The organism is Kitasatospora sp. NPDC004615, from assembly GCF_042873545.1.
In the GTDB taxonomy this organism is placed as follows: domain Bacteria; phylum Actinomycetota; class Actinomycetes; order Streptomycetales; family Streptomycetaceae; genus Kitasatospora.
Map to the genome: position 1 here is coordinate 775234 of NZ_JBIALQ010000001.1, position 25369 is coordinate 800602.

The 25369-nt window shown below is 72.1% G+C and carries 21 protein-coding genes; 14 read left to right on the plus strand and 7 right to left on the minus strand.

Annotation, left to right across the window (positions count from 1 at the left end; translation table 11 throughout):
• Together ACFYS8_RS03605 and ACFYS8_RS03610 are read right to left on the minus strand one after the other, a co-directional pair.
• On the minus strand, nt 1-1732 hold a 1732-nt coding region (locus ACFYS8_RS03605), incomplete at its 3' end, for a hypothetical protein (RefSeq protein WP_387635171.1).
• Nucleotides 1733-1973: 241 nt separating this feature from the next.
• Nucleotides 1974-3425 carry a lipase maturation factor family protein gene (locus tag ACFYS8_RS03610; RefSeq protein ID WP_387635174.1) on the minus strand — a complete coding sequence of 484 codons (1452 nt, stop codon included), beginning with the start codon at nt 3423-3425 and terminating at the stop codon, nt 1974-1976.
• Between the two features lie 233 nt (nt 3426-3658).
• On the opposite strand from ACFYS8_RS03610, the gene ACFYS8_RS03615 reads away from it, so the two are divergent.
• The 4 genes from ACFYS8_RS03615 (at nt 3659) to ACFYS8_RS03630 (ending at nt 7050) form a co-directional block, all read left to right on the plus strand.
• On the plus strand, nt 3659-4660 hold the full coding sequence (locus tag ACFYS8_RS03615) for an EamA family transporter (protein WP_387635176.1): 1002 nt from the start codon (nt 3659-3661) through the stop codon (nt 4658-4660).
• A 162-nt stretch (nt 4661-4822) separates the two neighbouring features.
• On the plus strand, nt 4823-5908 hold the full coding sequence (locus ACFYS8_RS03620) for a sugar ABC transporter substrate-binding protein (RefSeq protein ID WP_387635179.1): 1086 nt from the start codon (nt 4823-4825) through the stop codon (nt 5906-5908).
• 187 nt (nt 5909-6095) lie between these two features.
• Nucleotides 6096-6605, plus strand: coding sequence for a hypothetical protein (locus ACFYS8_RS03625; RefSeq protein ID WP_387635181.1), 510 nt, complete (start codon nt 6096-6098; stop codon nt 6603-6605).
• A 4-nt stretch (nt 6606-6609) separates the two neighbouring features.
• Complete coding sequence (locus ACFYS8_RS03630) at nt 6610-7050, plus strand: hypothetical protein (protein WP_387635183.1); 441 nt, start codon at nt 6610-6612, stop codon at nt 7048-7050.
• A 7-nt stretch (nt 7051-7057) separates the two neighbouring features.
• On the opposite strand, the gene ACFYS8_RS03635 is transcribed toward ACFYS8_RS03630, so the two are convergent.
• Together ACFYS8_RS03635 and ACFYS8_RS03640 are read right to left on the minus strand one after the other, a co-directional pair.
• Nucleotides 7058-7285: a hypothetical protein gene (locus tag ACFYS8_RS03635; RefSeq protein WP_387635185.1), complete on the minus strand. Its 228-nt coding sequence runs from the start codon at nt 7283-7285 to the stop codon at nt 7058-7060.
• Nucleotides 7286-7431: 146 nt separating this feature from the next.
• Entirely contained in the window at nt 7432-8280 is an 849-nt protein-coding gene (locus ACFYS8_RS03640) for an EamA family transporter (RefSeq protein ID WP_387635188.1), read from the minus strand.
• A 120-nt stretch (nt 8281-8400) separates the two neighbouring features.
• Between ACFYS8_RS03640 and ACFYS8_RS03645 the strand changes: the two genes are divergently transcribed.
• The 8 genes from ACFYS8_RS03645 (at nt 8401) to ACFYS8_RS03680 (ending at nt 19204) form a co-directional block, all read left to right on the plus strand.
• Nucleotides 8401-9255 carry a DNA-formamidopyrimidine glycosylase family protein gene (locus ACFYS8_RS03645; protein WP_387635190.1) on the plus strand — a complete coding sequence of 285 codons (855 nt, stop codon included), beginning with the start codon at nt 8401-8403 and terminating at the stop codon, nt 9253-9255.
• Between the two features lie 96 nt (nt 9256-9351).
• Nucleotides 9352-10287 carry a 1-phosphofructokinase family hexose kinase gene (locus tag ACFYS8_RS03650; protein ID WP_387635193.1) on the plus strand — a complete coding sequence of 312 codons (936 nt, stop codon included), beginning with the start codon at nt 9352-9354 and terminating at the stop codon, nt 10285-10287.
• Nucleotides 10288-10349: 62 nt separating this feature from the next.
• Complete coding sequence (locus tag ACFYS8_RS03655; RefSeq protein WP_387635196.1) at nt 10350-10688, plus strand: deoxyxylulose-5-phosphate synthase; 339 nt, start codon at nt 10350-10352, stop codon at nt 10686-10688.
• A gap of 2 nt (nt 10689-10690) precedes the next feature.
• A complete protein-coding gene (locus ACFYS8_RS03660) occupies nt 10691-11410 on the plus strand; it encodes a TSUP family transporter (protein ID WP_387635198.1) in 720 nt (239 codons plus the stop codon).
• Nucleotides 11411-11602: 192 nt separating this feature from the next.
• A complete protein-coding gene (locus ACFYS8_RS03665) occupies nt 11603-12613 on the plus strand; it encodes a hypothetical protein (RefSeq protein ID WP_387635200.1) in 1011 nt (336 codons plus the stop codon).
• Between the two features lie 233 nt (nt 12614-12846).
• On the plus strand, nt 12847-13923 hold the full coding sequence (locus ACFYS8_RS03670) for an LCP family protein (RefSeq protein ID WP_387635203.1): 1077 nt from the start codon (nt 12847-12849) through the stop codon (nt 13921-13923).
• 15 nt (nt 13924-13938) lie between these two features.
• On the plus strand, nt 13939-17730 hold the full coding sequence (locus ACFYS8_RS03675) for a CDP-glycerol glycerophosphotransferase family protein (protein ID WP_387635206.1): 3792 nt from the start codon (nt 13939-13941) through the stop codon (nt 17728-17730).
• Nucleotides 17723-19204: a hypothetical protein gene (locus ACFYS8_RS03680; RefSeq protein WP_387635208.1), complete on the plus strand. Its 1482-nt coding sequence runs from the start codon at nt 17723-17725 to the stop codon at nt 19202-19204. The genes ACFYS8_RS03675 and ACFYS8_RS03680 overlap by 8 nt, the downstream gene beginning before the upstream one ends.
• 7 nt (nt 19205-19211) lie before the next feature.
• Here ACFYS8_RS03680 and ACFYS8_RS03685 read toward each other — a convergent pair whose 3' ends face one another.
• From ACFYS8_RS03685 to ACFYS8_RS03695, 3 genes are all read right to left on the minus strand, one after another.
• On the minus strand, nt 19212-20129 hold the full coding sequence (locus ACFYS8_RS03685) for an endonuclease/exonuclease/phosphatase family protein (RefSeq protein WP_387635211.1): 918 nt from the start codon (nt 20127-20129) through the stop codon (nt 19212-19214).
• 79 nt (nt 20130-20208) lie between these two features.
• The gene (locus ACFYS8_RS03690) at nt 20209-21201 is read right to left on the minus strand and encodes a YdcF family protein (protein WP_387635214.1); all 993 of its coding nucleotides are present in this window, start codon (nt 21199-21201) and stop codon (nt 20209-20211) included.
• Between the two features lie 97 nt (nt 21202-21298).
• A complete protein-coding gene (locus ACFYS8_RS03695; protein WP_387635217.1) occupies nt 21299-23365 on the minus strand; it encodes an MDR family MFS transporter in 2067 nt (688 codons plus the stop codon).
• 133 nt (nt 23366-23498) lie between these two features.
• On the opposite strand from ACFYS8_RS03695, the gene ACFYS8_RS03700 reads away from it, so the two are divergent.
• The gene (locus ACFYS8_RS03700) at nt 23499-24026 is read left to right on the plus strand and encodes a SigE family RNA polymerase sigma factor (RefSeq protein ID WP_387635220.1); all 528 of its coding nucleotides are present in this window, start codon (nt 23499-23501) and stop codon (nt 24024-24026) included.
• A gap of 80 nt (nt 24027-24106) precedes the next feature.
• Nucleotides 24107-25318: a hypothetical protein gene (locus ACFYS8_RS03705; protein ID WP_387635222.1), complete on the plus strand. Its 1212-nt coding sequence runs from the start codon at nt 24107-24109 to the stop codon at nt 25316-25318.
• Nucleotides 25319-25369: the final 51 nt, after the last annotated feature.

Genomic DNA, 25369 nt, shown 5'->3' on the forward strand with positions numbered 1-25369 from the left:
CGACGGCCTCAACCTCAACCTCGGCCGCAACCTCGACCTCCGGCTCAACCTCCGCAACCGGCTCGGCCTCAACCTCGGCCGTCACCTCCGCAACCGGCTCCTCCGCAACCACGTCAGCCGCCACCTCGGCAACCGGCTCATCAGCAACCTCGGCCTCGACCTCAACCTCGGCAGCCGGCTCCTCAACAGCAAGCTCAGGCGCAGCCCCAGCCTCGGGCTCGACCTCCGCCTCGGCGACGGGCTCCACAACGGGCTCGGCCTCAACCTCGGTCGCAGCCTCGGCAACCGGCTCAGCCTCGGTCTCCGGCTCAACCTCCGCGGCCGGTTCGGCCTCAGGCTCCGCGACAACCGCGACCTCAGCCTCGGCAGCGGGCTCCTCAACAGCAGCCGCAGGCTCAACCTCCGCCTCGGCGACCGGCTCCACCATCGCCTCGACCTCAACCTCGGCCGCAGCCTCGGTCTCCGACTCAACCTCAGCAGCCGCCTCAGCCTCGACCTCGACCGTCACCTCGGCAACCGGCTCCTCAACCGCAACCTCGGGCGCAGCCTCAGCCTCGGCCTCAACCTCCGTCTCGGCAACGGTCTCCACGACCGCCTCCACCTCGGCAACCGGCTCCTCAACCGCAACCTCGGGCGCAGCCTCGGCCTCAACCTCCGTCTCGGCAACGGTCTCCACGACCGCCTCCACCTCAACAGCCGGCTCCTCGACAACAACCTCCGCGTCGGCCTCGGCCTCAACGTCGGCCTCAACAGCCGAGTCCTCAACAACCGCCCCGTCCGCCGCCTGCCGCGGCCCGGCCGCCAGGGCCGCGCGGGCGGACTGGTGACGGTCGTAGGCGGCGAGCGCAGCGTCCTTGTCGGCTTGACGCTCCGTCAGCTCCTCCAGCAGCTCCGTCAGCCCCTGCTCGGCGAGTTCGAGGCGGAGCTGGCGGAGGGTGGAGAGGCGGTAGAGGGTGCCTTCGTCGGCGGCGAGGCGGTCGACGAGGTCGGCGAGTTCGCCGAGCGGGAGGGAGTCGAGGGCGCGCTCGGGGAGGAGGCGGGTGAGGGAACGGACGGCGTCGGCGAGGGAGTCGACGACGTTCGCGGTCTCGGTCAGCAGCGCGCCGTCCACGGGCACGGACGGCCGGGAGGAGCCGGCGACGTCCGCCGCGAGCGCCTTCCAGTCGCGGTGGGCGGCCGCGGCGGCGACGAGCGCGCTGTGCAGCTCGGCACGGCCGGGGGCGCGGGTGCCGGCGGGGGTGAGGGCGCGGGCCTGGGCGCGCAGCTGGCGGCGGCGGTTCCAGCCGAGCTTGATGTCCTCGTACTTGCGGTAGCCGCTGGTGCCAGTGGCGGCGGCGAGCTGGTCCAGGTCGTGCTCGTAGACCTCGGTGCGCAGGGTCGCGGAGGTGGCGTGGACGCGCTGGAGCAGGTTGAGCAGGGTGGTGAGGCCGGCGAGGGTGTCGGGGATGCGCAGGCCGGCCTTGTCGGCGATGGCGTTGGCTGCCTTGCCGACGGCGCGGGTGTCGCGGCTGCGGAGTTCGGCGAGGACGGTGGACGCGGCGCGGGCGTCCTCGGGGCCGGTGAGGGTTTCGGCGGCTTCCAGCCAGGGGTTGGTCTCGTGGTTGAGCGCGAAGCCGCCCTGGTCGGCGAACCGGCCGAGCTCCTCACGGGTGCTCTGGCGGGTCTCGCCGTCCGTCGCGGACGCGGTCTCGGACGCGGCGTCGTCGGCGTCGTTCAGGGTGCGCACAGTCATGTGAAGTCCGGTTCGTGGCGTGTGGCGGGCAGGGGTGCGGGCGGGGTGGTTGCGGCGGCGGTGGCGTCGCGGTAGGCCAGAATACGGGTGCGCGTTCGACGCTTGCAGCACCTGACCCCGTGAATTGCCGGGCCGCGCCGGTCCGGTGGCGTCGGGCCGGGGCCCGGTCGCGTGGTCCGTACGGTAGGGAGCGCCACCGACAGTACGCCTTTCCCGGTCGGCGGGCGGGGGCCGGGGCGGGTCACCGGTGGGCTCCTGGGACGAGTCGGTGCAGTTCGGCGAGGCCGACGGGCCGCTGGTAGTCGCGCAGGGGGCTGCGGTGCCACCAGGCGCCGGTGTCGCGGAGTTCGGGGCCGGTGGTGAAGCGGTAGCGGTAGAGGCGGGCCCGGATCAGGGCGGGCGGGGTGCCGGGGAACGGGTTGTGGCGCAGCAGGCGCAGGGTGTCCTGGTCGTTGACGAGGAGGCGGGCGAGCAGCGGCAGGAACCAGGTGCGGGCGTAGGCCGGGGAGATCGCGGCGAACCACATCAGCCAGTCCAGGCGGAGGTGGTAGGGCGCGAACTGCCGTGGCAGTCGCCGGAGTTCGCCGGGTTTGCCGTGGAACTCGTACTCGCACCAGCCGTGCACGCCTTCTGCGTCCCGGGTGCCTTCGAGGACGATCTCGTACCGCACCCGGTTGACGGATCCGAACGCGCCGTAGGTGTTGACGAGGTGCAGCGGGTCGAAGGAGCGGTTCATCTGCTGCCGGGGGGAGAGCAGGTTGCGCACGGGTTGCCAGGAGCGGGCCGCCACCAGCAGCGTGTAGGCGGCCACCAGGCCCTGGTACCAGGCGGGTTGGGCGGGGTAGTGCGGGTCGGGGGCGATCGGCAGGACGCGGCGCAGGGTGCCGGTGTCGAGGGTGCCGAGGGCGGGGGCGACGGTGAGCCAGTTCAGCCAGGCGAAGTTGCCGGAGGCGATCAGCCAGAGCTGGGTGGCGATCATCAGCAGGGCGGCGTCGGAGGCGATCGGCTGCGGGAGGAACAGGCCGAAGGGGACGACGAGTTGGACGAAGTGGTTGGCTGCGGCCTCGGCCTTGTGCAGGGGTCGGGGCAGGTGGTGGAAGAACCAGCTGAGCGGGCCGGGCATGGGCTGGGTCTCGTGGTGGTGGTAGAGGCAGGTGAGCTTGCGCCAGCATTCGTCGCCGCGCCATTTGATCAGTCCGGCGCCGAATTCGACGCGGAACAGCAGCCAGCGCAGCAGCCACATGCCGAGCAGGGGTGGCGCGGTGGAGGCGTTGCCGAGGAACACGGCGAGTGCGCCGGCTTCGAGCAGCAGGGATTCCCACCCGAAGGCGTACCAGGTCTGCCCGACGTTGACGATCGACAGGTAGAGCGCCCAGACGATCACCCACAGGGCCATCGCGAAGCCGAGCGGCACCGCGTTCGCGGCTCCGGCGAGCAGTGCGGCGGCGAGGGCGGTGCCGGTCCAGGCGACGGTGGCGTAGAAGCGGTCGCTGTAGTGCCAGTGGAACAGGCTGGGGGCGTGGCGCAGCGGGACGCGGGCGACGAAGCGCGGGATCGGGAGCAGGCCGCGGCTGCCGAGCAGGGGGCGGAACTGGCGTGCGGCGGCGAGGAATCCGCACAGGTAGACGAGGGCGAGCAGGCGCAGGAACAGCTCGCGGGCGAGCCGGTACTCGGGTGCGGCGAACCATGCCATGCGGCCGCTCCTCGGGTCGGCTGCGCTCGGCCGTCCCCATGCCTACCAGGTGTGGCGGCCGGGGTGGGGCCGGTTGGGGGTGCGGTGGTGCGCCGGTTCATCCGGTCGGCCCTGCCCGGCGTGCGGGTTCGGGGTTCTGCCCGTATCGGCTGCTGAAACCCTCTGTTGGGGCGCGGGCGGAGTGTGGTGTCATTCCGCCGGACCCCTGTCAGGAGTATCAGAAGGAGACGCCCATGTCCGCGCCCTCTCCGCAGCCCGCCGCCGACCCCGACTGCCCATCCCCCGGCTCCTCCCCCGGCTCGCCCGCCGACGGCTCGCCCGCCTCCGGTTCGCCCCGTTCGGCCGCCGGCCCGGCGGGGCTGGGGGCGGCGGTCTGGGCGGCGCTCGGCATCGTGTACGTGGTGTGGGGATCGACCTATCTGGCGATCCGGGTGGTGGTGGAGACCATGCCGCCGCTGCTGTCGGGCGCGCTGCGGTTCGCGGCGGCCGCGGTGCTGCTGGCGGCGGGTCTGGCGGCCCGCCGGGGGATCGGCGTGCTGCGCGTGACGTGGCGTCAATTCGCTTCCGCCGCACTGGTGGGCGTGCTGCTGCTGTGCGGCGGTAACGGCATGGTGGTGCTGGCGGAGCGGACCGTCCCGTCGGGGCTGGCGGCGCTGATGGTGGCGAGCGTGCCGCTGTGGGTGGTGCTGCTGCGCCGGGCGTTCGGCACCAGGACCGGCCCGGCCACGCTGGCGGGCGTGCTGCTCGGCCTGGTGGGCCTGGCGGTGCTGACCGCGCCGGGCCTGACCGGCGAGGTGGGACTGTCGGGGCTGCTGCTGGTGGTGGCCGCCGCACTGGTGTGGGCGCTGGGCTCGGTGCTGGCGGGCCGGCTGCCGATGCCGGCCGACCCGTTCGTGGCGAGCGTGTACGAGATGGCGGCGGGCGCGGTGGGTGCGCTCGCGCTGGCGTTCCTGCGGGGCGAGCCGGGCGAGTTCGACCCGGCGGCGGTGTCCACCGCGTCCTGGGTGGGGCTGGGGTACCTGGTGCTGTTCGGCTCGATCGTCGCGTTCACGTCTTATGCCTGGCTGCTTCAGCGCGCACCGCTGCCGCTGGTCGCCACCTACGCGTACGTCAACCCGGTGGTGGCGGTGTTCCTCGGGTGGCTGTTCCTCTCCGAGGCGCTGACCTGGCCGATCCTGCTCGGCGGCGCAATAGTCGTCGGCGGGGTGTTCCTGGTGGCCCGCAACGAGCGCTGAACGCTCCGCAGACCAACCTTCCGGTCAGCCTTCAAGAAGGTAACGACTTGGCCCTACCGCCCTGACCAGTGGTTTACTTCTTGACGACACATGACGGGTGGGCTTGACTCCCCTTCACTCTCGCCGCAAGGACGCGGCGCTGTCAGGGAGGCACCACCCACCATGAATTCGATGACGCGTCGACTCGTCATCGGCACGGCCGCCGTGTCGATGACGCTGTCGCTCGCCGCCTGCGGAAGCGACAAACCCTCGTCGTCGGGCAACCAGGCGATCGGCCTGCTGCTGCCCGAGCGCGCTTCCTCCACCCGGTACGAGGCGTTCGACAAGCCACTGATCGAGGCCCAGGTCAGCGGCCTGTGCACCAAGTGCACCATCGACTACGCCAACGCCGACGGCGACGAGAAGGCGCAGAAGCAGCAGTTCGACGCGCTGCTCGCCCGCGGCGTCAAGGTGATCCTGCTCGACCCGGTGAACGCCGCCGTCACCGCCCCGTGGGTGGACGAGGCCACCCGGAAGGGCACCAAGGTCATCGCGTACGACCGGCTGGCCGCCGGCAACGTCGCCGCGTACATCTCCTTCGACAACAAGCGCACCGGCGAACTCCAGGGCCAGGCCCTGCTGGAAGCGCTCGGCAATAAGGCGGCCGGCGCCGAGATCGTGATGATCAACGGCGCGGAGACCGACCCGAACGCCGCCGACTTCAAGGCCGGCGCGCACCACGCGCTGGACGGCAAGGTCAAGCGGATCGCCTACGAGCAGTCCGGCGAGTGGAAGCCCGAGGTGGCCGCCGCCAAGGTCAACGAGGCGATCAACAGGCTCGGCAAGAACGGCTTCCAGGCCGTCTACTCCGCCAACGACGGCATGGCCGGCGCGATCATCGACGAGCTGCGCAAGGCTGGGCGGGGCGACGTCCCGGTCGGCGGTCAGGACGCCTCGCTGGACGCCGTGCGACGGATCCTCACCGGCGAGCAGGCCTACACCATCTACAAGCCGTACCTGCCGGAGGCCGAGGCCGCCGCCAACATGGCGGTCTACCTGGTCAAGGGCATCGACGTCACCTCGGTGGCCTCCACGATCACCGAATCGGGCGGCGCCCAGATCCCGTCCAGGCTGCTCAGCCCGGTGGTCGTCACCAAGGCGCGGGTCGCCGAGACCATCGTCGCGGCCGGACTGTACAAGGCCGAGGAGATCTGCACCCCGCAGTTCGCGCAGGCCTGCCGGTCCGCGAACATCCCCGGCAACTACTGACCGGGACGGGCCGCGCCTACGTCCAGTGCGGTGGCGTCGCGCGGCCCGCTCCCCCCGTCGGCTGTCGGGGAGGCGCCCCCGCGGTGGCGGGAAGATCACAGGACGGTGGCGAACCGGAGGCCCGGTACCCAAGCGTCCGTTCGCCGTGGTCCACTGGGCATCTTGCCGAGCGAGGGGAGCGAGCGACATGAACCTGGACCTTGATTTCCAGACCGACTACTTCCGGGCCGCCGACGACACGGCGGTGCGGACGGTGATGGCCGACAAGACGGCCAAGCCCGCCGAGTCGTTCGAATCCGTACGGGCCAAGCGGGTCGACCCGACCACGGTGCTGCGCCGGCTGGTGGCCGCCATCGACGCCAAGGAGTTCGAGCCCGGCGGCGCCCCCGACCGCTCGATCTGGCCGACCGGGCCGCAGCCCTGGACGACGGGGGACGACGAGGCGGTCACCGAGGTCGACCAGGAGGACCCCTGGATGACCGGGCCCTGGGTGGTGGAACTCTCCGACGAGACCCGCGACGCCCTCGCCACCATCGAACGCAAGCGGCTGCCCGAACTCGCCGCCCGCTGGGCCCGCGCCGAGGAGCTCCGGCCCGTCCCGGCCGCCGAACTCGTCCAGCTGATCCACCGCCTGGGCGTCCTGGCCCGCCGCGCCAAGAAGGCCGAGCAGCACCTCTACTGCAGCCTCTCCGGCTGACCGCGTGTCCGACGACCTCGAATTCTTCCGCGCCCCGAGTGCCGCCGCCGTCCTCACCACCCTCGGCGGCGGCACCGCGCTGCCCACGTACGACGGCGTCACCGGGCCGGCCGACGTCCTTTGGCTGCTGGATCAACTGATCGACGCCGAGTCGGACGCCGATCTGATCACCGGGCTGGTCTGGCCGGAGATCGACCTGGCCGCCTGGGGCTGCTTCGTGTCGGCGGCCCCGAACTACACGGAAGACCCCTGGACGTTCGAGTTCACCCCGATCGTCCGTGACGCCCTGGCCACCGCGAGCCCGGCCGAGCTGGGCACGCTGCGCCCGCACGATCCCGACACTCCCGCCTCCGCCGTCGAACTCCTGCCCGCACTGGCCGAGTTGGCCCGCCGCGCAGTGGCCGGCGGCGAATGGCTGTACTACCGCTCGGGCACGGAGTCCTGACGGGCCGTCAGGCCGGCCCGGCGAACGCGGCGCGGGCCAGCCGCTCGGCACCCGCGCGCAGCCGCTGCTCGCCGAGCCCGGGCAGCAGCGCCGTGACGTGTTCGGCGGCCAGCGCCGCCGGCAGGGCGTGCGCGGTGTGCTCCGGAGCCGGGGTGCCCGCCAGCAGCACCGTCAGGTGGCGGTGCCAGAACCGGTACGCGCCGATCCGGTAGCGGGCGCCGGGCGACATCCGCACCAGCGCCAGGTGCGGCAGCAGTTAGTCCAGGTACGCCGCCACGAACGCGACCGCCCGCTCCGGCGCCATCGTCACCTAGAACCCGCCTGACACCGTCCGGCGGCGGGGCCGCACCCGGCCCCCGCCGTTCGCCCTGTCCCGAGACCTCAGTGCGCGAACTCCAGCAGGGCGATCCCGGTCAGGACGGTCGCGCTGGCGGCCAGCCGGAGGGTGCCGAGGCGTTCACGCAGGACGAGGGTGCCGATCAGGGCGGCGATCACGATCGAGGTCTCCCGCAGGGCGGCGATGGTGGGCAGGTCGCCGACGGTCTGCGCCCACACCACCAGGCCGTACGCGGTGAGCGACATCAGGCCGCCGGCCAGCGCGGCGGTACGGCCCTCGCGCAGCGCGGGCCGCAGGGTGCGGCCGCGGACGGCGAGGACGGCGGCGAGGACGGCCAGCCCCTGGAGGAGGAACATCCAGGCGATGTAGCCGCCGGTGGAGGCCGCGGCCCGCACCCCGCTCCCGTCCACCACGGTGTAGCCGGCGATCAGGACGCCGGTGCCGAGCGCGGCGGCCAGCGCCGGCAGCTGTTCGCGGCGCGGCCACCCGCCGACCAGCGCGAGCCCGGCCAGGCCGAGCGAGATCACCGCGACGGCGACCACCTGCCCGGCCGGCATCGGGTGGTGCAGCACGGTGGCGGCGAGCAGCGCGACCACCGCCGGGGAGGTGCCGCGGGCGATCGGGTACATCTGGCCGAAGTCGCCGAGCCGGTAGGCCCGGGCCAGCAGCAGCTGGTAGCCCACCTGAAGCGCTGTCGAGGCCAGCAGGTACGGCACGGCGCGGACCCCGGGCAGTGGCACGAACAGCGCGAAGAGCGCGCCGAACGCGACGAAGACCACGTTCATCAGCGCGACCCCGGCCAACCGGTCGCGCACTCCGTGCACCAGCGCGTTCCACACCGCGTGCAGCAGCGCGGCCGCCAACACCACGAACGGCACGGCTTCCTGGCCCACCGGCATCCCCCTCCCACAGCTCCCCACCGCCGACTTGTACAGACAACTTAGCGCGCGACGGCGGCCACCCGTCAACCGCCCCGGTGGCCCGCCCGGCCGGGGCCGGGCCAGACTGGACGGATGCCCGAACTCCCCGAAGTGCAGGCGCTCGCCGAGTGGATGACCACCGTCTGCGCGGGCCGCGTGCTGGAGCGCGTGGACGTGCTGTCGATCACCGCCCTGAAGACCTTCGACCCGCCGGTGCGGGCGCTCGCCGGACGGGCCGTCAGCGGGGTCTCCCGGCACGGCAAGTTCCTCGACCTGGCCACCGACGGCGGCCCGCACCTGGTGGTGCACCTGGCCCGGGCCGGCTGGGTGCACCGGCGGGAGTCCTTCCCGGCCCGGCCGCCGAGCCGGCGCGGCCCACTCGCGCTGCGGCTGGTGCTGGACGACGGCAGCGGCTTCGACCTCACCGAGCAGGGCACCACCAAGCGCCTCGCCGCCTACGTGGTGACGGACCCTCGCGAGGTCCCCGGCATCGCCCGGCTCGGCACCGACGCGCTCGCCGTCACCCCCGAGCAGCTCGCCGCCCTCGCCGCCGGGGCCCGGCACCGGCTGAAGACCTTCCTCACCGACCAGAGCGTGCTGGCCGGGATCGGCAACGCCTACTCCGACGAGATCCTGCACACCGCCAGGCTCTCCCCGTACGCGCTGGCGTCCTCGCTCGACGCCGGGCAACTGGCCCGGCTGCACGCCGCCGTCGGACGCGAACTGGGCGGCGCGCTGGAGCAGTTGCGGGCGGCGCCGGCCGGCGGGCTGAAGTCCGAGAAGAAGGCCCACCTGGCGGTGCACGGCCGGGCGGGCGAGAGCTGCCCGGTGTGCGGGGACACGGTGCGCTCGGTGAACTTCGCCGACTCCTCGCTCCAGTACTGCCCGACCTGTCAGACCGGCGGCCGGGTGCTGGCCGACCGGCGACTGTCCCGGTTGCTCAAGTGAGACCCCCGCATTCATGGACCGGGATGATCGAAGCTGCTCGAACATGGCTATGATCAAGCACTTTCAGTCAGTCGAGACTTTCACGGGGCGTCCCTCATGATCCTCACCGTCACACCGAACCCGGCGTTGGACGTCACCTACTCCGTCCCCCACGTCCGCCCGTACACCAGCCACCGGGTCACCGGCATGGCCACCCAGGCGGGCGGCAAGGGCGTCAACGTGGCCCGGGTGCTCACCGCGCTCGGCCACCCGGCCCGCTGCGTGCTGCCGCTCGGCGGCCCCACCGGCGAGGCCGTGCGCGCCGAACTCGCCGCCGCCGGCCTCGAGCACGCCGCCGTCCCGGTGGCCGGCGACACCCGCCGCACCGTCGCCGTGGTCGACACCGCCGACGCCACCATGTTCAACGAGCCCGGCCCGGAGCTCGCCGGCGCCGAGTGGGACGCGCTGCTCGCCGAGACCGAACGGCACCTCCCGCAGGCCGCCGTCCTGGTCCTCTCCGGCAGCCTCCCGCCCGGCGCCCCCGCCGACGGCTACGCCCAACTCGTCACGCTGGGACGGGGGTTCGGCATCCCCGTGGTGCTCGACGCGGACGGCCCCGCGCTGCTCGCCGCACTGCCCGCCCGGCCCACCGCGATCAAGCCGAACGCCGCCGAACTCACCGCCGCCACCGGCCTGCCCGACCCGCACGACGCCGCCCGCACCCTGCTCCGCCGCGGCGCCGAGTCCGTCCTCGCCTCGCTCGGCCCCGACGGCCTGCTCGCCGTCGACGCCCACGGCGCGTGGCGCTGCGCCCCGTCCGCCCCCGTCACCGGCAACCCCACCGGCGCCGGGGACTCCGCCGTCGCCGCCCTCGCCGCCGGACTGTCCGGCCACGCCGGCTGGTCCGCGATCCTCCCCGACGCGGTGGCACTGTCCGCCGCCACCGTCCTGCACCCCCGGGCCGGCCGTTTCGACGACGCCGCCTACCGCCGCCTGCGCCACTCGCTGACCGCCACCCGCCTCGGCGCGGGGGTCTCCCCCTTCACCTGGTAACAGCCGGCTCCCGCCCGAATATTGACGGGAAATCCGGCGCGGCAGGCCCTACCCTGACCACCATGCCCGCCGGAAAGACCTCCTACGTCTGCCTGCCCTGCCGCGCCTCCTACAAGCAGCCCTACCGGGACATGCACGAGCGGCACGACCGCCGCTGCCCGCGCTGCGCCGAGCCGCTGATCCACGTGGGCTCCGCCTTCGCCGCACCCCGACGGCGCGACACCGCCGCCTGGCGGACCCTGTCGGTCCTGCTGCACGCCGGTGTCCGCTTCCACAAGGGCTGCTGCGGCGGCCCCGGCTACCGCCCGCGCACCCTCGTCGAGGTGCGCGAGCGGATGACCCACGCCCGACGCACGGGCGAGCCCTTCGCGAAGGCTCTGGTGCGTCCCGAACTTCCGTAGGCATGGGCATCGCGGCGATGGGGGTCGTGGTGCTGGCCGCGGCGGCGGTGCAGCGGCTGTCCGGGGTGGGGTTCGCGCTGATCGCCGCGCCGGTGCTGGTGCTGATCCTCGGGCCGGCGGGCGGGGTGGGGCTGTCGAACTGCGCGTCAGGGGCGATCAGCGTGCTCGGGCTGGCCGCCGGGTGGCGCGGGGTGCGACCCGGACGGATGGTGCCGCTGGTCCTGGCGGCCGCGCTCACCGTGCCGCTCGGGGCCCGGCTGGCGGCGGCCGCGCCCGAGGCGGTGCTGCTGGTGGCGATCGGTCTGGTGGTGAGCGCGGCGTCGGTGATGGTGATGCTCGGCGTGCGGGCGGCGGCGCTGCGCGGGGTGCCGGGCGCGGTCGCGGCGGGCGCCGCCGGCGGGCTGCTGAACGCGGCGGCGGGTGTCGGCGGGCCGGCGGTGTCGCTGTACGCGGCGAACTGCGGCTGGTCGGCCCGCGAGTTCCTCCCCAACGCCCAGTTCTTCGGCCTCGCCGTGAACGCGATGTCCCTCACCGCGAAGGGCGTGCCCGCGCTGTCGGGCGCGCAGTGGACGGTCGCCGCGGGCGCCGTCGCCGCCGGCAGTGCCGTCGGCCACCTGCTGTCCGGCCGCGTCCCGGACCGCCCCCTCCGGCGTCTGGTCCTAGGTCTGGCCCTGGCCGGCGGCCTGCTCACGCTGGCCAAGGGCCTGGCCGCGGGCCTCTGACGGCAACACGGCGTGACGCACGTTCACCCTTCCGATGGATTGGGCCGAATGGTTCGGGCACGTACATTGACTGCACCGGGACGTTCCCCCGAACGGGCGCATTCACCGTCCCGACGACCACGGCCATCCACCTGCCCGCCCACGCGGAACCGACGCATGCCCGTCGGCGCGAAGAGATTCTCGGGAGGAACCATGAACGCAGCCGCCAACTGGGACGACATCCTGGTCCGGGACAACTTCCAGGACATGGGACAGACGCCCACCGCCGACCCGGTCTGGGAGTCGCCGGACATCATCCCCTTCGGGAGCGACATCCTCGACTTCGACCTGCTGGAGTCCAGCTATCCCGGCCCCGACCTCGGGATTCGCCATCCGATCGTGCAGGGCAGGCTCAACCGCATCTACGTCCGCGGAAAGAACCTGCGAGCCAACTGCCCCAGCTCCGGCAACGTCAGGCTCTACTTCGCCCCCGGCGGACTGCTCCTGGACCCACGGGCCTGGACGCCGATCAACGCGGAGGGCGGCGGCACCAGTGCGCCGTTCACCGTCCGCGGCGGCTCGCGGGAGATCCCACCCGGGCGGATCTGCGTCAGCAGGTCCGCCTTCCTCTTCCCGAGCGACACGCCGCCGGGCCACTACTGCACGATCACCACCGTGGACACCCCCGCCCACCCGATGTCCGCGACCCTGCCCACGTTCAGCTCGATCGTCGACTACCTGAACTGGGTCAGGTACAACCCCAACGTCGGCTGGCGCAACATCGACGTGATCCCGTGCCGGCAGACCAACTACGTGCTCGCCAACCTGGCGATCTGCAACCTCAACAACTACCCGACGCGGTTCGTCTTCGGGGTCTCCGGCACCGACCTGCCGAACGGCACCGCGACCTTCTCCAACACCGACCAGCAGGCCCCGTTCAGCCTGGTGGCGCAGATCTACTCGCCCGGCACCGACGAGGGGTACACCCGCTCGATCCTGCTGCCCGCCAACTACTCCGGCACCGTCACGGTGGTGATCCAGCTCGACCAGCCCCTGCCGTGCGACGCCCGGATCGTGCTGCGGGCCTACAACCCGGTGACCAACAACCCGGGGGTGCTGGAACGACGGCTCGCCGTCCCGCTCACCGGCGTACCCGAACTCGAGGACGCCCTGTTCCTCGAACTCGGCGCGTACACCTTCGTCGCCGCGGACACCGGCCCCTGACGCAGCCGACCCCCAGTCAGAACCGGGCACCTCCCGACCACCTGACGCGGCATCATCAAATGTCACCCTCCGTGCAACGAAAAAGGCGCATGGTCACGGAGGGTGATGTGATGGAAACGCAAAGAGTCGGTATAGGTCTGTGATCAAAAAACCAACAGGACATGAACAACGCGTGAGAGCATGACCCCTCCGGGTACGCACCGCAGCCCGTGAACTGGGAGGATGCTCGATCCATGGCGCAGACTGACGGCGTGTCGGCCGGACCGAAGACCGACGCTGCCGCCGCCCCGGGCCGGCGGCCGAAGCCGCGTCGCCGAGGCCGGCGGGTCCTGCTGATCGGCGGCGGCGTGGTGCTCGCGCTCGGCCTGGCCGTCGGCGGGACGGGGCTGTGGATGTACCACCACCTGGAGGGCAACCTCGACACCGTCGACATCGACAAGGCGCTCGGCGAGGACCGCCCGGCCGTCCTGCCCACCGGCGCGCAGGACATCCTGGTGCTCGGCTCGGACTCCCGTGGCGGCGACAACGCCGAACTGGCGGGCGGCGACACCGGCGGCACCGCCCGTTCGGACACGGCGATGCTGGTGCACATACCGCAGGGCCGCGCCAACGCCACCGTGGTCAGCATCCCCCGCGACACCATGGTGGCCCGGCCGGCCTGCACCACCGCCGACGGCAAGCAGGTGCCCGCCGCGCCCCGGGTGATGTTCAACTCGGTGTACACCACGGCCGGTCCGGCCTGCGTGGTGAAGACCGTCGAGACCATCACCGGCCTGCGGATGAGCCACTACGTCGAGATCGACTTCGCCGGGTTCAAGGAACTCGTGGACGCGATGGGCGGCGTGGAGATCACCACCGACGTCGCGATCGACGACAAGTACAGCGGCCTGCACCTGCCGGCCGGCACCCACACCCTGGACGGCACCCAGGCACTGGCCTTCGTCCGTACCCGGCACGGCATCGGCGACGGCAGCGACCTCGGCCGGATCGGCCTCCAGCAGAAGTTCCTGCTCTCCGTCCTCTCCCAGCTCCAGCGCAAGGGCACCCTCTCCAGCCCGACCAAGGCGTACGGCGTGGCGAACGCGGCCACCAAGGCGCTGACCACCGACACCGACCTCGGTTCGGTGAACGGCCTGCTCGACTTCGCGCAGAGCATGAAGGGCCTGCAGCCCGAGCGGATGAAGACCGTGATGCTCCCGGTGGTCACCGACCGGATCGACCACGACCGGGTGATCGCCGACGAGCCCCGCGCGCAGAAGCTCTGGCAGGCGCTGCGCGAGGACAAGCCCGTCCCGGCCGCCACCGGCTGACGGAGGAGCGGATCCGTGCTTGCCCACCCGCCGAAGCTGAGCGTCGTCGTCCCGTTCCAGGACGTCGAGATGTACCTCGCCGAATGCCTGGAGTCCATCGCCCGCCAGTCGTTCCGCGACTTCGAGGTGATCCTGGTGGACGACGGCTCGACCGACGCCTCCACCGCGATCGCGCAGAACATGTGCGCCCGGGACACGCGTTTCCGGCTGATCCGGCAGGACGCGAACGGCCCGGGCCACGCCCGCAACACCGGTCTGCGCGCGCTCCACCCCGACGCCGAGTTCCTGGTGTTCGCCGACGGCGACGACGTGGTGCCCGAGCACGCCTACGAGACGCTGCTGCGCACCCTGGAGGAGTCCGGCTCGGACTTCGTCTCCGGCAACGTGCAGATGATGAACTCCACCAAGAAGTGGCAGTCGCCGCTGCACAAGGGCCCGATGGAGGCCAACCGGCGCGGCACCCACATCACCAGGTTCGAGAAGCTGATCTACGACCGCACGGTGTGGAACAAGCTGTTCCGGCGCAGCTTCTGGGACTACTACTACATCGAGTTCCCCGAGGGGGTCCTGTACGAGGACTCCTGGGTCAACATGTTCGCCCACTTCCGGGCGGCCAAGGTCGACACCATCACGGACGTCGTCTACTACTGGCGCCGCCGCGAGGGCAACGCCGCGCCCTCCATCACCCAGCGCCACCACGAGATCGACAACCTGCGCGACCGGGTCTCCGCCGTGCTGTCCGTCAGCCGCTTCCTGGGCGGGCACCGTTCCAAGAGCTTCGCCGAGTCCAAGCGCAAGTACGACCTGGCCTGCCTCACCTCCGACCTGATGCTCCATCTGAAGGCGCTGCCCGACGGCGACGAGGAGTACCAGCTCTCCTTCATCCAGTGGGCCAACGAGTTCCTGGACGAGGCCGGCGAGGACCTGATCGAGGAACTGCCCGCCGAGGCCCGGGTGAAGTGGCTGCTGGTGCGCCGCCGGCTGCTCCAGGAACTGCTCGACGTGGTCGAGTTCGAGCGGCGCGGCGGCCCGATGCCGGTCCAGCGCCGCTTCCGCCGCTACCTCAAGTACCCGCACCTGGGCGACCGGCGGGTCGGCATCGGCCGCAAGGCGTACCGGCTCGGCAAGGAGCTCTCGCTGCACGGCTCGATCGGTGAAGTCCGCTGGAACGGCGACCGGTTGGAGCTCTCCGGCAGCGCGTACATCCGCTTCGTGAACGTCCACAAGCGGCACATGTCGGTCAAGGCGCTGGCCCTGCGCAACACCAAGCAGGACCGGATGCTGCTGGTCCCCACCCGCACCGTCTACGCCCCGCAGGCCACCGAGCACTCCAACCAGAACCGTTACTGCTACGACTGGTCGGGCTTCAGCGCCGCCTTCGACACCAACCGGCTCAAGCAGAAGGGCCAGTGGGCCGAGGGCACCTGGGACGTCGCGGCCGGTGTGCTCAGCCGCGGCCTGTTCCGCTACCGCGGCCTGGACCGCGGCGGCGTCGGCAGCGCCGCCAACCCGCCCTACCGGTATGTCGACAAGAACACCCGGGTGCTGCCGCTGTTCGTGCAGAACCGGCTCAAGCTCCGGGTGGAGGTGGTCCGTTGCCGGATCACCGGGCACCGCATCACCGGCGAGCACCTCGAACTGCGCGGTGTCTACCTCGGCCCGACCGTCCCCGAGAGCGGCCAGCTGCGGCTGGTCAGCCTCGGCGGCGCCGGCCGCACCCAGGCTCCGGTCCGCTTCACCCCCGGCGGTGAGGGCTGGTGCACCTTCACCGTCCGCGTCCCGCTGCGCTCCCTGGTGCCCGCGCACCGCGCGAACGGCGCCGACGAGGCCGTTCCGCAGTCCTGGGACCTCGGCGCCAACGGCTGGAAGACCACCTTCCACGTCGCCGGGCGCAAGATGACGATGTATCCGGTGATGGCCGAGGACACCCCCGACGGCCACCACCGCCTCCCCGACAGCCTGCAGACCGCGGACGGCGACCGCGAACTCGTCGTCCACCGCAACGGCTCCGGCTACCTGGTGCTGTTCGAACGCGCCACCCTCCCGCTGGTCACCCGGTACGCCTGGGAGGACGACGGCACCCTGGAGATCGTCGGCCGCTACCCGGCCCTGCACCTGGTCCCCGCCAAACTGCGCCACCAGGTCCACCTGGTGCTGCGCTCCCGCGCCCAGGGCACCGAACGCGTCGTCCCGCTCGACCTGATCGGCGACTATTTCCGGGCCCGCTTCGCCCCCGCCCGGATCCGCACCCTGGCCGGCACCGTCCCGCTCTCCGCCGGCCGCTGGGACCTCTACCTGCGCCGCCAGGACCCCGCCCGCACCGCACCCGCCGACCGGCTGCCCGACCTGATGCTCAAGCTGGAGCAGGACGCCATCCCCGGCCTCCCGCAGGCCGTCGAGAGCGACGGGCGCGGCTACGAACTCCAGGCCGAGAGCTACGACCGGCTCTCGCTCCAGGTGCACTCCGCGATGCCCGACCACGCCCGCGGCCCCTACCGGCAGAAGCTGCTGCGCACCAAGGCGTACCCCGCCGCCCGCCAGCAGCCCGTCCGGCCCGCCGTGCTGTTCGACGCGTTCAAGGGCACCCAGTACTCCGACAGCCCGCGCGCCGTCCACGAGGAACTGGTGCGCCGCCAGGTCCCGTTGGAGCACCTGTGGGTGGTCAAGGACGACCAGGTGGACGTCCCCGCCACCGCCCGCGCCGTCCGCATGTGGTCGCCCGAGTGGTACGAGGCGCTCGCCACCAGCCGGTACATCGTCGCCAACAACCACCTGCCCGACTGGTTCCGCAAGCGCCCCGGCCAGGTCGTCGTGCAGACCTGGCACGGCACCCCGCTGAAGAAGATCGGCCACGACATCGAGGCCGTCCACTTCGCCGACAAGCGCTACCTGGAACGCCTCGCCACCGAGGTGGAGAACTGGGACCTGCTGGTCTCGCCGAACACCTTCTCCACCCCGATCCTGCGCCGCGCCTTCGGCTTCCCCGGCGAGATCGTCGAATGCGGCTACCCCCGCAACGACGTGCTGCGCCGCCCGGGCACCGAGCAGCGCGCCGCCGGGATCCGCCGGCGGATCGGCATCCCCGACGGCAAGCGGGTCGTGCTGTACGCCCCGACCTGGCGCGACGACCAGTACTACGCGCCCGGCCGGTACAAGCTCGACTTCCGGATCGACCTCGACGACGCCCGGGCCCGGCTCGGCACGGACCACGTGCTGCTGGTCCGCCGCCACCCCAACGTGGTCGACCCGGTCCCCGGCGCCGGCGACGGGTTCGTCCACGACGTCTCCGACTACCCCGACATGGCCGACCTGTCGCTGATCACCGATGTGATGATCACCGACTACTCCTCGCTGATGTTCGACTTCGTCAACACCGGCCGGCCCATCCTGTTCTTCACCTACGACCTGGAGCACTACCGCGACACCCTGCGCGGCTTCTACTTCGACTTCGAGACCAGCGCCCCCGGGCCGCTGCTCGCCGAGTCCGCCCAGCTGATCACCGCGATCCGCTACGCCGACGGGGTGCACGCCCGCTACGCCGAGCGCTACCGGCGCTTCCAGGAGGCCTTCTGCGACCTGGACGACGGGTACGCCTCGGTCCGCCTGGCGGACCGGATCCTGGTCGCGGGCGGCGACCTGGCGGAGCCGCCGCAGAACGTGTCGGCACCCTCGTTCCGCTCGCTCGGCAGCACCCAGCCGGGCTCCCGTTCCTTCCGTGACCTCGACGAGGTCACGGCGGCGGCGGTGGAGCCGCCACGCGACCTCCAGGCAGAACTGCGCAGACGATTGGACCCGGCAAATGGCTGATCAGGCCAAGCACACCCGCCGCATCTTCACCGGTGTGGACACCACGGGCGCCGTCCCGATCGAGTACCGCTTCTCGCACGCCCGCAACGGCAACCGGCACCTGGTCGTGGTGTTCGCCAACTTCACCGCACCGGACGAGTACGGCTGGGGCAACGGCGTCCTGGACAAGGTGCGCGGCAACATCCTGTGGATCCGCGACTCCTTCGAGGGCGCCAACAGCTACTACCTGTGCAAGCGGATGGACTTCTCGCTGGAGCAGTCCGTCGCCGGGGTGATCACCCGGGTGATGCATTCGCTGCACCTGACGCCGCAGGACGTCACCGTCTTCGGCAGCTCCAAGGGGGGCAGCGCGGCGCTGTTCTACGGCCTCAAGTACGGCTTCGGCAACATCGTCGCCAGCGTGCCCCAGTTCAGCATCGGCTCCTACGTGCTGGACGGCATCCCCAGCGCGGCCCGGCTGATGATGGGTGAGGTGACCGAGCAGAACGTCGCCGTCCTCGACGCCGTCCTGCCGAACCTGGTGATGGCCAGCCCCCACCGGAACGCCAACATCTACCTGATCACCTCCCCGCAGGACGAGCAGTACCTGCGACAGGTGCAGCCGTTCGTCCAGCTCTTCCAGGGCTACTCGAACTTCAACTTCATCTACAACGACTCGGTGCTGATCACCGGCCATGGCAAGGTGACGCTGCGGAACCTGCCCACCCTCATGGGCATCCTCAACCTGCTGGTGGACGGCGTGGTCCCGCGGATCGGCCTGATCACCAACGGCGGCGAGGTTCCGGAGCCCGACCTCGCCGCGATCGAGCATTTCCTCAAGGACACCTCGCAGGTCAGGGGCGATTCCTTCCCCCGCCCGGTGATCACCTCTCCTCCGGCGGAGGCGGTGCTCCCGCCGAACGGCGTGGCCATCACCGGCTTCGCGCCGGGCGGCGTGCGGGTCAGCATCTGGGAGAACGGCAAGTACGTCGCCTCGGCCCCGGTCGCCGCCGACGGCAGCTGGTCCTGGCAGGCCGACCGGGCCTTCACCGCGGGCCGGCACCTGCTCCGCGTGTTCGCCGCCGACGCCAGCAACATCCAGAGCGAACGCTCCGACGTGGTGTTCACCATCGACGGACAGGCCCCCCGCACCCAGCACACCATCACCGAGGCGGCGCCACCGCTGCCCGCGCCGGTGGTCACCGAACCGGTGGACAACAGCTACGTCCCCGGCCCTGTCGTCCGGCTGAGCGGCCACGCGCCCGGCGCGGTCCGGGTCGACCTCGCCATCGGGGAGCACGCGCTGGGCAGCGCCCCGGTCGAGGACGGCTTGTGGACCTGGCAGCCCGAGTGGGGGTGGCGCGGCGGCGGGCACACCGTCGAGGTCCGGGCGGCATACGCCGACGGCCGGGTGTCGAGCCCCGGGCAGGTCGGCTTCGTGGTGGCCGGTGCGCTGGCCCGCAACCCCACGCTCCTGCAGCGCTACGGCGGCTGACGCCCCGTCAGAGGGCGGCGGCGACGGTGATCAGCTCCGCCTGGTGGTCGGAGAAGCTGGTGTCCAGCCGGGAGCAGCCGTGCCGGGGCAGCGCGGTGAACAGGTAGTCCAGCTTGAACCCGTTCTCGTGGGTGGGCGCGAAGCCCGTACGCTGGTCCGGCGACTGCTGGGCGCACTCCTGGACGGTGTCGAAGTAGCCGGCCGGCCAGATCCAGGCGTCCTTGTTGTTCGGGCCGGGCGGCGAGGAGTTGAAGTCGCCGCCGAACACCGAACCGCCCGTCCCGGCCGCCTTGAGCAGTGCCGACAGCTGGTCGTCGCGGAGTTCGGCGGCGCGGTCGGACCGGTCGGCGGGGGGCAGCGAGAGGTGCGCGACGCAGAGCCTCGGGCCGCTGCCGGCCGTCGCGCACAGGATGCCGCGGCGCAGGCCTTTTTCGGGCTGGGGGGCTGAGACCGGGGCGATGTCCGTCAGCGGGGCGGCCGCCAGGATGCCGATGCCGGCGTCGCCGCGTCCGCCGCCGCAGTCCACGGGCGTGGTCGCGCCCGCCTCGTCCGCCTGTTCGTACGGCTGGAAGGCGAGCTGCCAGGCGGCGCCGAGCCCGGCCCGGGCCCGGTCCAGGTCGCCCCGGCAGGCCTCCTGCACCAGGATCGCCCGGGCCCCGTGGTCCTGCGCCATCGAGCGCATCACCTTGATCTTCTGGTCGCCGCCGCCGTACTTGCCGCAGCCCCAGACGGTCTCCCCGCACATGTTCCAGGTCGCCACCGTCAGCCGGGGCCCGTCCGGCCCGCCTTCGCCGGCCATCGCCTCGGCCTCGTGCCGCACGGCGGGTATCAGCCCGAGCAGCAGCACCCCCGCCGCCGCACCCAGCAGCGTCCGCAGGCGACGCCGCGGGGGCGGCCCCGGGAGACTTGCGTAGGTGGGCGGCACGACAGATCCCCCGGGCGTTGAACGGTGCAGGCGACCAGCATAACTTTGCCCCCGAACCACTCCGCCGCCCGGACCCGCGCTACCCGGTGACGGAGACCAGGGTGAGCAGCCCGCAGACCGTCAGGTTGATCCACTTGTGGGTGACGGTCACGGCGACGAACTCCCGGATGGTGGCGCTCGGCCAGAAGTAGGCGGCGGTCGGGGAGCCGGCGACCTGGCCGTTGACCGCTTCCTGGCGGGCCAGGATGGCGGCGCGGAAGGCGTGGAAGTTGTTGGTGACCACGATGCAGCGGTAGTCGGGGTTCGCGGCGGTCATCAGCTCGCGGGAGAAGCGGAGGTTCTCCTCGGTGGTGCGGGAGCGGTCCTCCAGGACGATCCGGTCGGCGGGGAAGCCGCGTTCGGTGAGGTAGGCGGCCATCGCGTGGGACTCGGGCAGCTTCTCGTCGGGGCCCTGGCCGCCGGAGGTGATCAGCAGCGGCGGCCGGCCGTTCGCGGCCTGGCGCTCGTACAGGGCGCGGCCGCGTTCGAGGCGGCTGGCGAGCAGCGGCGGGACGCGGGTGCCGCCGATCAGTCCGGAGCCGAGGACCACGACGTAGTCGACGTCCTGGCGCGGGATCAGCCGGCCGTACAGGTAGGCGTAGCCGATGAAGCACAGGAAGAGGAAGGAGAAGTAGCTGGCGAGCAGGAAGGTGGTGCGGGCGATCACCACCAGCACGGGCGAGTCTGCCTGGGTGGCGGCGATCAGCAGGGCGACGACCACCAGGATGCCGAGGCCGCAGAGCAGCGAGAGCAGGTTGCCGAGGCGGCGGCCTTCCTTGCGCAGCATCTTGAAGCCGTTGGCGATCAGCAGCCCGGAGAGCACCAGGACGCCGAGGGCGGGGGCGAGGACGACCGCGATCACGACCGTTTCCGCGAGCACGGAGTCGGTCCGGCCGAGGGTGGCGAGCAGCGCGAAGGCCAGGAAGGTGAGGGCGAGTCCGAGGTACACGGCATTGCTGAAGCGGCGGCGGTCGCGCCGTACGCCGAGGGCGGTCAGCAGCAGGAAGAAGATCGCGGGGGCGTACAGGAGCATGGGGGCCAGCTTAGAGAACGGCGCCGCCGGGTCGGCCTGACGCCCTGTGAGGCCGGGGGCGCCGATCCGACGAACACCGAGGTGACGTGACGGCGGTTCAGGCGCGCGAGCCGGTCGGCACGCCGCTCTGCGGGAACCCTTCGGCGAGGTCCTCGACGATCATGCGCTTGGCGATCGCGTCGGCGGCGGCCCGCAGTTCGGCGCTGCGGGGGCGGCCGCGGTCCTGCTCCAGGCGTTGGCACAGCCACTGGGACCAGGCGTGGCCGATGGTCTGGGCCTCCCGTTCGCCGGCCTCGGTGTGCGCGTAGAAGCCGCCGTGGACGTCCAGGAAGCCTTCGGTGACCATCCGGTCGAACACCGGCCGGAGGACCTCCGGGGGGATCCGGCGGCGCCCGGCGATCAGGTTGAGGGTGGCGTGGCCGACGCTGCGGGTGAACAGGTCGACCTGCATGACGGCCCAGGCGCCGGCCATGTCGAGCCGGGTGCCGGAGGAGCCGACGACCTGCCGGGCGGTGTCCAGTCCGACGCCGGCGAGGAGTTTGGCGACGGAGAGTTCGAGCAGCTTGGCGGAGTCGCCGGAGGACGGCTGCGCGAAGCCCTCGCCCATGTCGGTGCAGGTGGCGCGGGCCGAGTCGCGCAGTTCGACCTGCTTGAGGAAGAGCGCGACCACGAAGCCGAGCAGCGCGACCGGCACCGTCCACAGGAACACGGTGTGCAGCGAGTCGGCGTAGGCCCGGATGACCGGTTCGGCCGCGCCGGGCGGCAGCCCCTGGACGCCGTGCGGGCTCTGTGCGCGGACGGCGAGCTGTTCGGGGCTCTCGCCGGTGGCCCGGGCGGCCGCGGCGACGCCGTCGGCCAGGTTGGTCCGCAGCGCGTTGGTGTAGATGGTGCCGAACACGGCGGTGCCGAACGAGGAGCCGAGGGTGCGGAAGAAGGTGACGCCGGAGGTGGAGGTACCGAGGTCGGCGTAGTCGACGGTGTTCTGCACGGCGATGGTGAGCACCTGCATGCACAGGCCGATGCCGGTGCCGAGCACGAACATGTAGAGGCTGGCCAGCCAGGCGCTGGTGCCTGCGTTGAGCAGCGAGAGCAGGTACAGGCCGAGCGCCATCACCAGCGATCCGACGATCGGGAAGATCCGGTACTGGCCGGTCTTGGACACCGTGTTGCCGCTGAAGATCGACGCGATCAGCAGGCCGAGCACCAGCGGCAGGGTCCGCACGCCGGAGACGGTCGCCGAGTCGCCGTCCACGTACTGCAGGAAGGTCGGCAGGAAGGTCATCGCGCCGAGCATGGCGAAGCCGACGATGAAGCTGAGCACCGAGCAGACCGTGAACACCGGGTTGCGGAACAGCCGCATCGGCAGGGTGGGTTCGGCGGCGCGGGTCTCCACCCAGCAGAACAGGCCGAGCGCGACCACACCGCCGGCGAACAGGCCGATGATGACGGGCGAGCTCCACGCGTACTCGTTGCCGCCCCAACTGGTCGCCAGGATCAGGGAGCTGGCGCCGACCGCGACCAGCGCGATGCCCGCGTAGTCGATGACGGGGCGTGCGGCGGAGCGGACCACCGGGATGTTCCGGGCCGCCGCGATCACCACCAGGACGGCGATCGGCACGTTGACGTAGAACGCCCAGCGCCAGGACAGGTGGTCGGTGAACAGCCCGCCCAGCAGCGGTCCGATCACGGTGGCGACGCCGAACACCGCGCCGATCGCGCCCTGGTACTTGCCGCGTTCGCGCAGCGGGATGACGTCCGCGATCAGCGCCATCGAGGTGACCATCAGGCCGCCCGCGCCGACGCCCTGAACAGCCCGCCAGGCGATCAGCAGCGTCATGTTGGTGGCCAGGCCGCACAGGAACGAGCCGGTGATGAAGACGATCGCGGAGACCTGGAAGACCACCTTGCGGCCGAACAGGTCGCCGAACTTGCCGACCAGCGCGGTGGTGACGGTCTCCGCGAGCAGATAGGACGTCACCACCCAGGACATGTGCGCGGCGCCGCCGAGGTCCGCGACGATGGTGGGCAGCGCGGTGCCGACGATGGTCTGGTCGAGGGCGGCCAGCAGCATGCCGAGCACGATGGTGCCGAACACGACGTTCCGCTGCCGCCGGTCGAGAACGGGCGGGGCCGCCGCCTGACTGGGCTCGCTGGTGGTGGTCACCGCGACATCGTCACACTTTGCCCACCGGTGTCCGTTTTCGACACCCCGCGCGGCCCTGTCGTGCTCAACTGCCAATCGGCTGCCGATTATTCGACGGTGCGACAAGAACACCGGCCCACCGCGTTAGAGGGGCATGGACAGCACGACGACGATCGGGGCCGACGGCGGACCCCTCGAGTTCCGGGACTTCGCAGCCGCCCGCGGCCGCGACCTGGTACGCACCGCCTACCTGCTGACCGGTGGCGACGCCCACCTCGCCGAGGACCTCGCGCAGGAGGCGCTCGGCAAGCTCTACGGCAGCTGGCGGCGGGTCTCCCGGATGGCGAACCCCGCCGGATACGCCCGGACCGTCCTGGTCAACACCTTCCTCAGCCACCGGCGCCGGCGCAGCAGCCGCGAACACGTCACCGACACCTTCGCCGAATCCGCCGCCCCCACCGCCGACCCCGCACTGCGCGTCACCCTGCTCCAGGCACTCGCCGAACTCCCGCAGCAGGACCGGGCCGTGCTCGTCCTGCGCTACTGGGAGGACCTCGGCGTCGAGGAGGCCGCCACCGCGCTGCGCCTCACCCCGAGCGCCGTCCGCTCCCGCGCCTCCCGCGCGCTCAGCCGCCTGCGCACCCGGCTCGGCGGGCAGTTCGACGAGCTCGTCCGGCCCTGACGCTCCTTTCTTGTCCGGAGCCGCATCGCCGCGCTCCTTCACCCCTGACGTTCCCTCCGCACCGTTTCCGGAGAATGCCGATGACTTCCGAAGAGGACTTCGCCCGCGCCCTGCGGGCCTCCGCCGCCACCGCCCCCGAACCGTCCACCGAACTGTTCGCGCTGGCCGCCGAACGCCGAGGCCGCACCCGGGTGCGCCGCCGCCGGGCGGCCGGTGCCTCCGCGCTCGCCCTGGTCGCCGCGGCCGGGTGCGCGCTGGCCCTGCTGCCCGACCGCTCCCCGGCGCGTCCCGCACCGGCCGCATCGCCCGTCGGCCAGACCTTCATGTCCGACACTCTGAGCTCACTGATGCCCGCCGACGGCCGCATCATCGACCCCGCGGGCACCTCCCCCGACGACCTGCTGCCCGCTCACACCCCGATGGGCTGGATGGACTACGACGACGGCAACGGCCCGGCCCGGGTCCTGCTGACCATCGACCGGCTGGCCACCCCGCTCAGCGACAGCGCCGCCGCCCTGCAGTGCCCCGACACCCTCAACCAGCCGACCGCCACCTGCCAACTCACCACCCGCCCCGACGGTTCCCGCCTGATCACCACCACCACCGCCCCGCGCTGGGAGGCCGGCGACCGCGTCTGGACCGTCACGTACGCCACCACCGACGGCCGGATCGTCAACGCCACCGAGGTCGCCTCCGGCCGCCCGGGCCACCCGGCCCGCGAGCAGCCGCCGCTGACCCAGGAACGGCTGGTGACCGTGGCCACCTCCGACGCCTGGCGGCCGGCCTTCACCGTCCTCCGCGCCTCCACCGTCCCGCCCGCCGCACCCGTCGGCAGCCCCGCCGTACTCGCCGCCCTGCGCGTCACGCTGCCCGCCGACGCCACCTTCGACCCGGGCCCGGGCACCCAGGACACCCCGGGACGGGTGCACGGAACCGTCTCCCTCGCCAATCTCACCAGCCAGCTGGTCGTCTCCGTCGAACACGGCTGGCAGCGGGGCTTCCCCGCCGACCCGGACACCAGGTTCCGCAACATCGGATTCGACGGGCGCTTCAAGGAGCACCCGGACGGAACCCGGTCCTACGTCAAGGAGGTCCCCGTCCCCGGGCCCGACGGCACCAAAGACACCCAGGGCACCGAGGTGATCGCGGGCGCGCTGCTCCCCGACGGCACCATGGTGACCGCCAAACTCTGGACGTACGGGCCCAACTACCAGGTCACCCGCGACGCCCCGGCACTCAGCCAGGAACAGCTGGTCGCGCTGGTCGCCGCCCCGTCCTGGGCGCACGCCTGACGAGACGTCCTGCCGGGGCGCGCCGTCTCCCCCGACGGCGCGCCCCGCCGT

Coding starts and splice junctions, on each gene's coding strand:
- ACFYS8_RS03700 (WP_387635220.1), top strand. CDS start 23,499: ATGGACAGCACGACGACGATCGGGGCCGACGGCGGACCCCTCGAGTTC.
- ACFYS8_RS03705 (WP_387635222.1), top strand. CDS start 24,107: ATGACTTCCGAAGAGGACTTCGCCCGCGCCCTGCGGGCCTCCGCCGCC.
- ACFYS8_RS03625 (WP_387635181.1), top strand. CDS start 6,096: ATGAACCTGGACCTTGATTTCCAGACCGACTACTTCCGGGCCGCCGAC.
- ACFYS8_RS03650 (WP_387635193.1), top strand. CDS start 9,352: ATGATCCTCACCGTCACACCGAACCCGGCGTTGGACGTCACCTACTCC.
- ACFYS8_RS03655 (WP_387635196.1), top strand. CDS start 10,350: ATGCCCGCCGGAAAGACCTCCTACGTCTGCCTGCCCTGCCGCGCCTCC.
- ACFYS8_RS03660 (WP_387635198.1), top strand. CDS start 10,691: ATGGGCATCGCGGCGATGGGGGTCGTGGTGCTGGCCGCGGCGGCGGTG.
- ACFYS8_RS03610 (WP_387635174.1), bottom strand. CDS start 3,425: ATGGCATGGTTCGCCGCACCCGAGTACCGGCTCGCCCGCGAGCTGTTC.
- ACFYS8_RS03615 (WP_387635176.1), top strand. CDS start 3,659: ATGTCCGCGCCCTCTCCGCAGCCCGCCGCCGACCCCGACTGCCCATCC.
- ACFYS8_RS03645 (WP_387635190.1), top strand. CDS start 8,401: ATGCCCGAACTCCCCGAAGTGCAGGCGCTCGCCGAGTGGATGACCACC.
- ACFYS8_RS03670 (WP_387635203.1), top strand. CDS start 12,847: ATGGCGCAGACTGACGGCGTGTCGGCCGGACCGAAGACCGACGCTGCC.
- ACFYS8_RS03665 (WP_387635200.1), top strand. CDS start 11,603: ATGAACGCAGCCGCCAACTGGGACGACATCCTGGTCCGGGACAACTTC.
- ACFYS8_RS03620 (WP_387635179.1), top strand. CDS start 4,823: ATGAATTCGATGACGCGTCGACTCGTCATCGGCACGGCCGCCGTGTCG.
- ACFYS8_RS03690 (WP_387635214.1), bottom strand. CDS start 21,201: ATGCTCCTGTACGCCCCCGCGATCTTCTTCCTGCTGCTGACCGCCCTC.
- ACFYS8_RS03680 (WP_387635208.1), top strand. CDS start 17,723: ATGGCTGATCAGGCCAAGCACACCCGCCGCATCTTCACCGGTGTGGAC.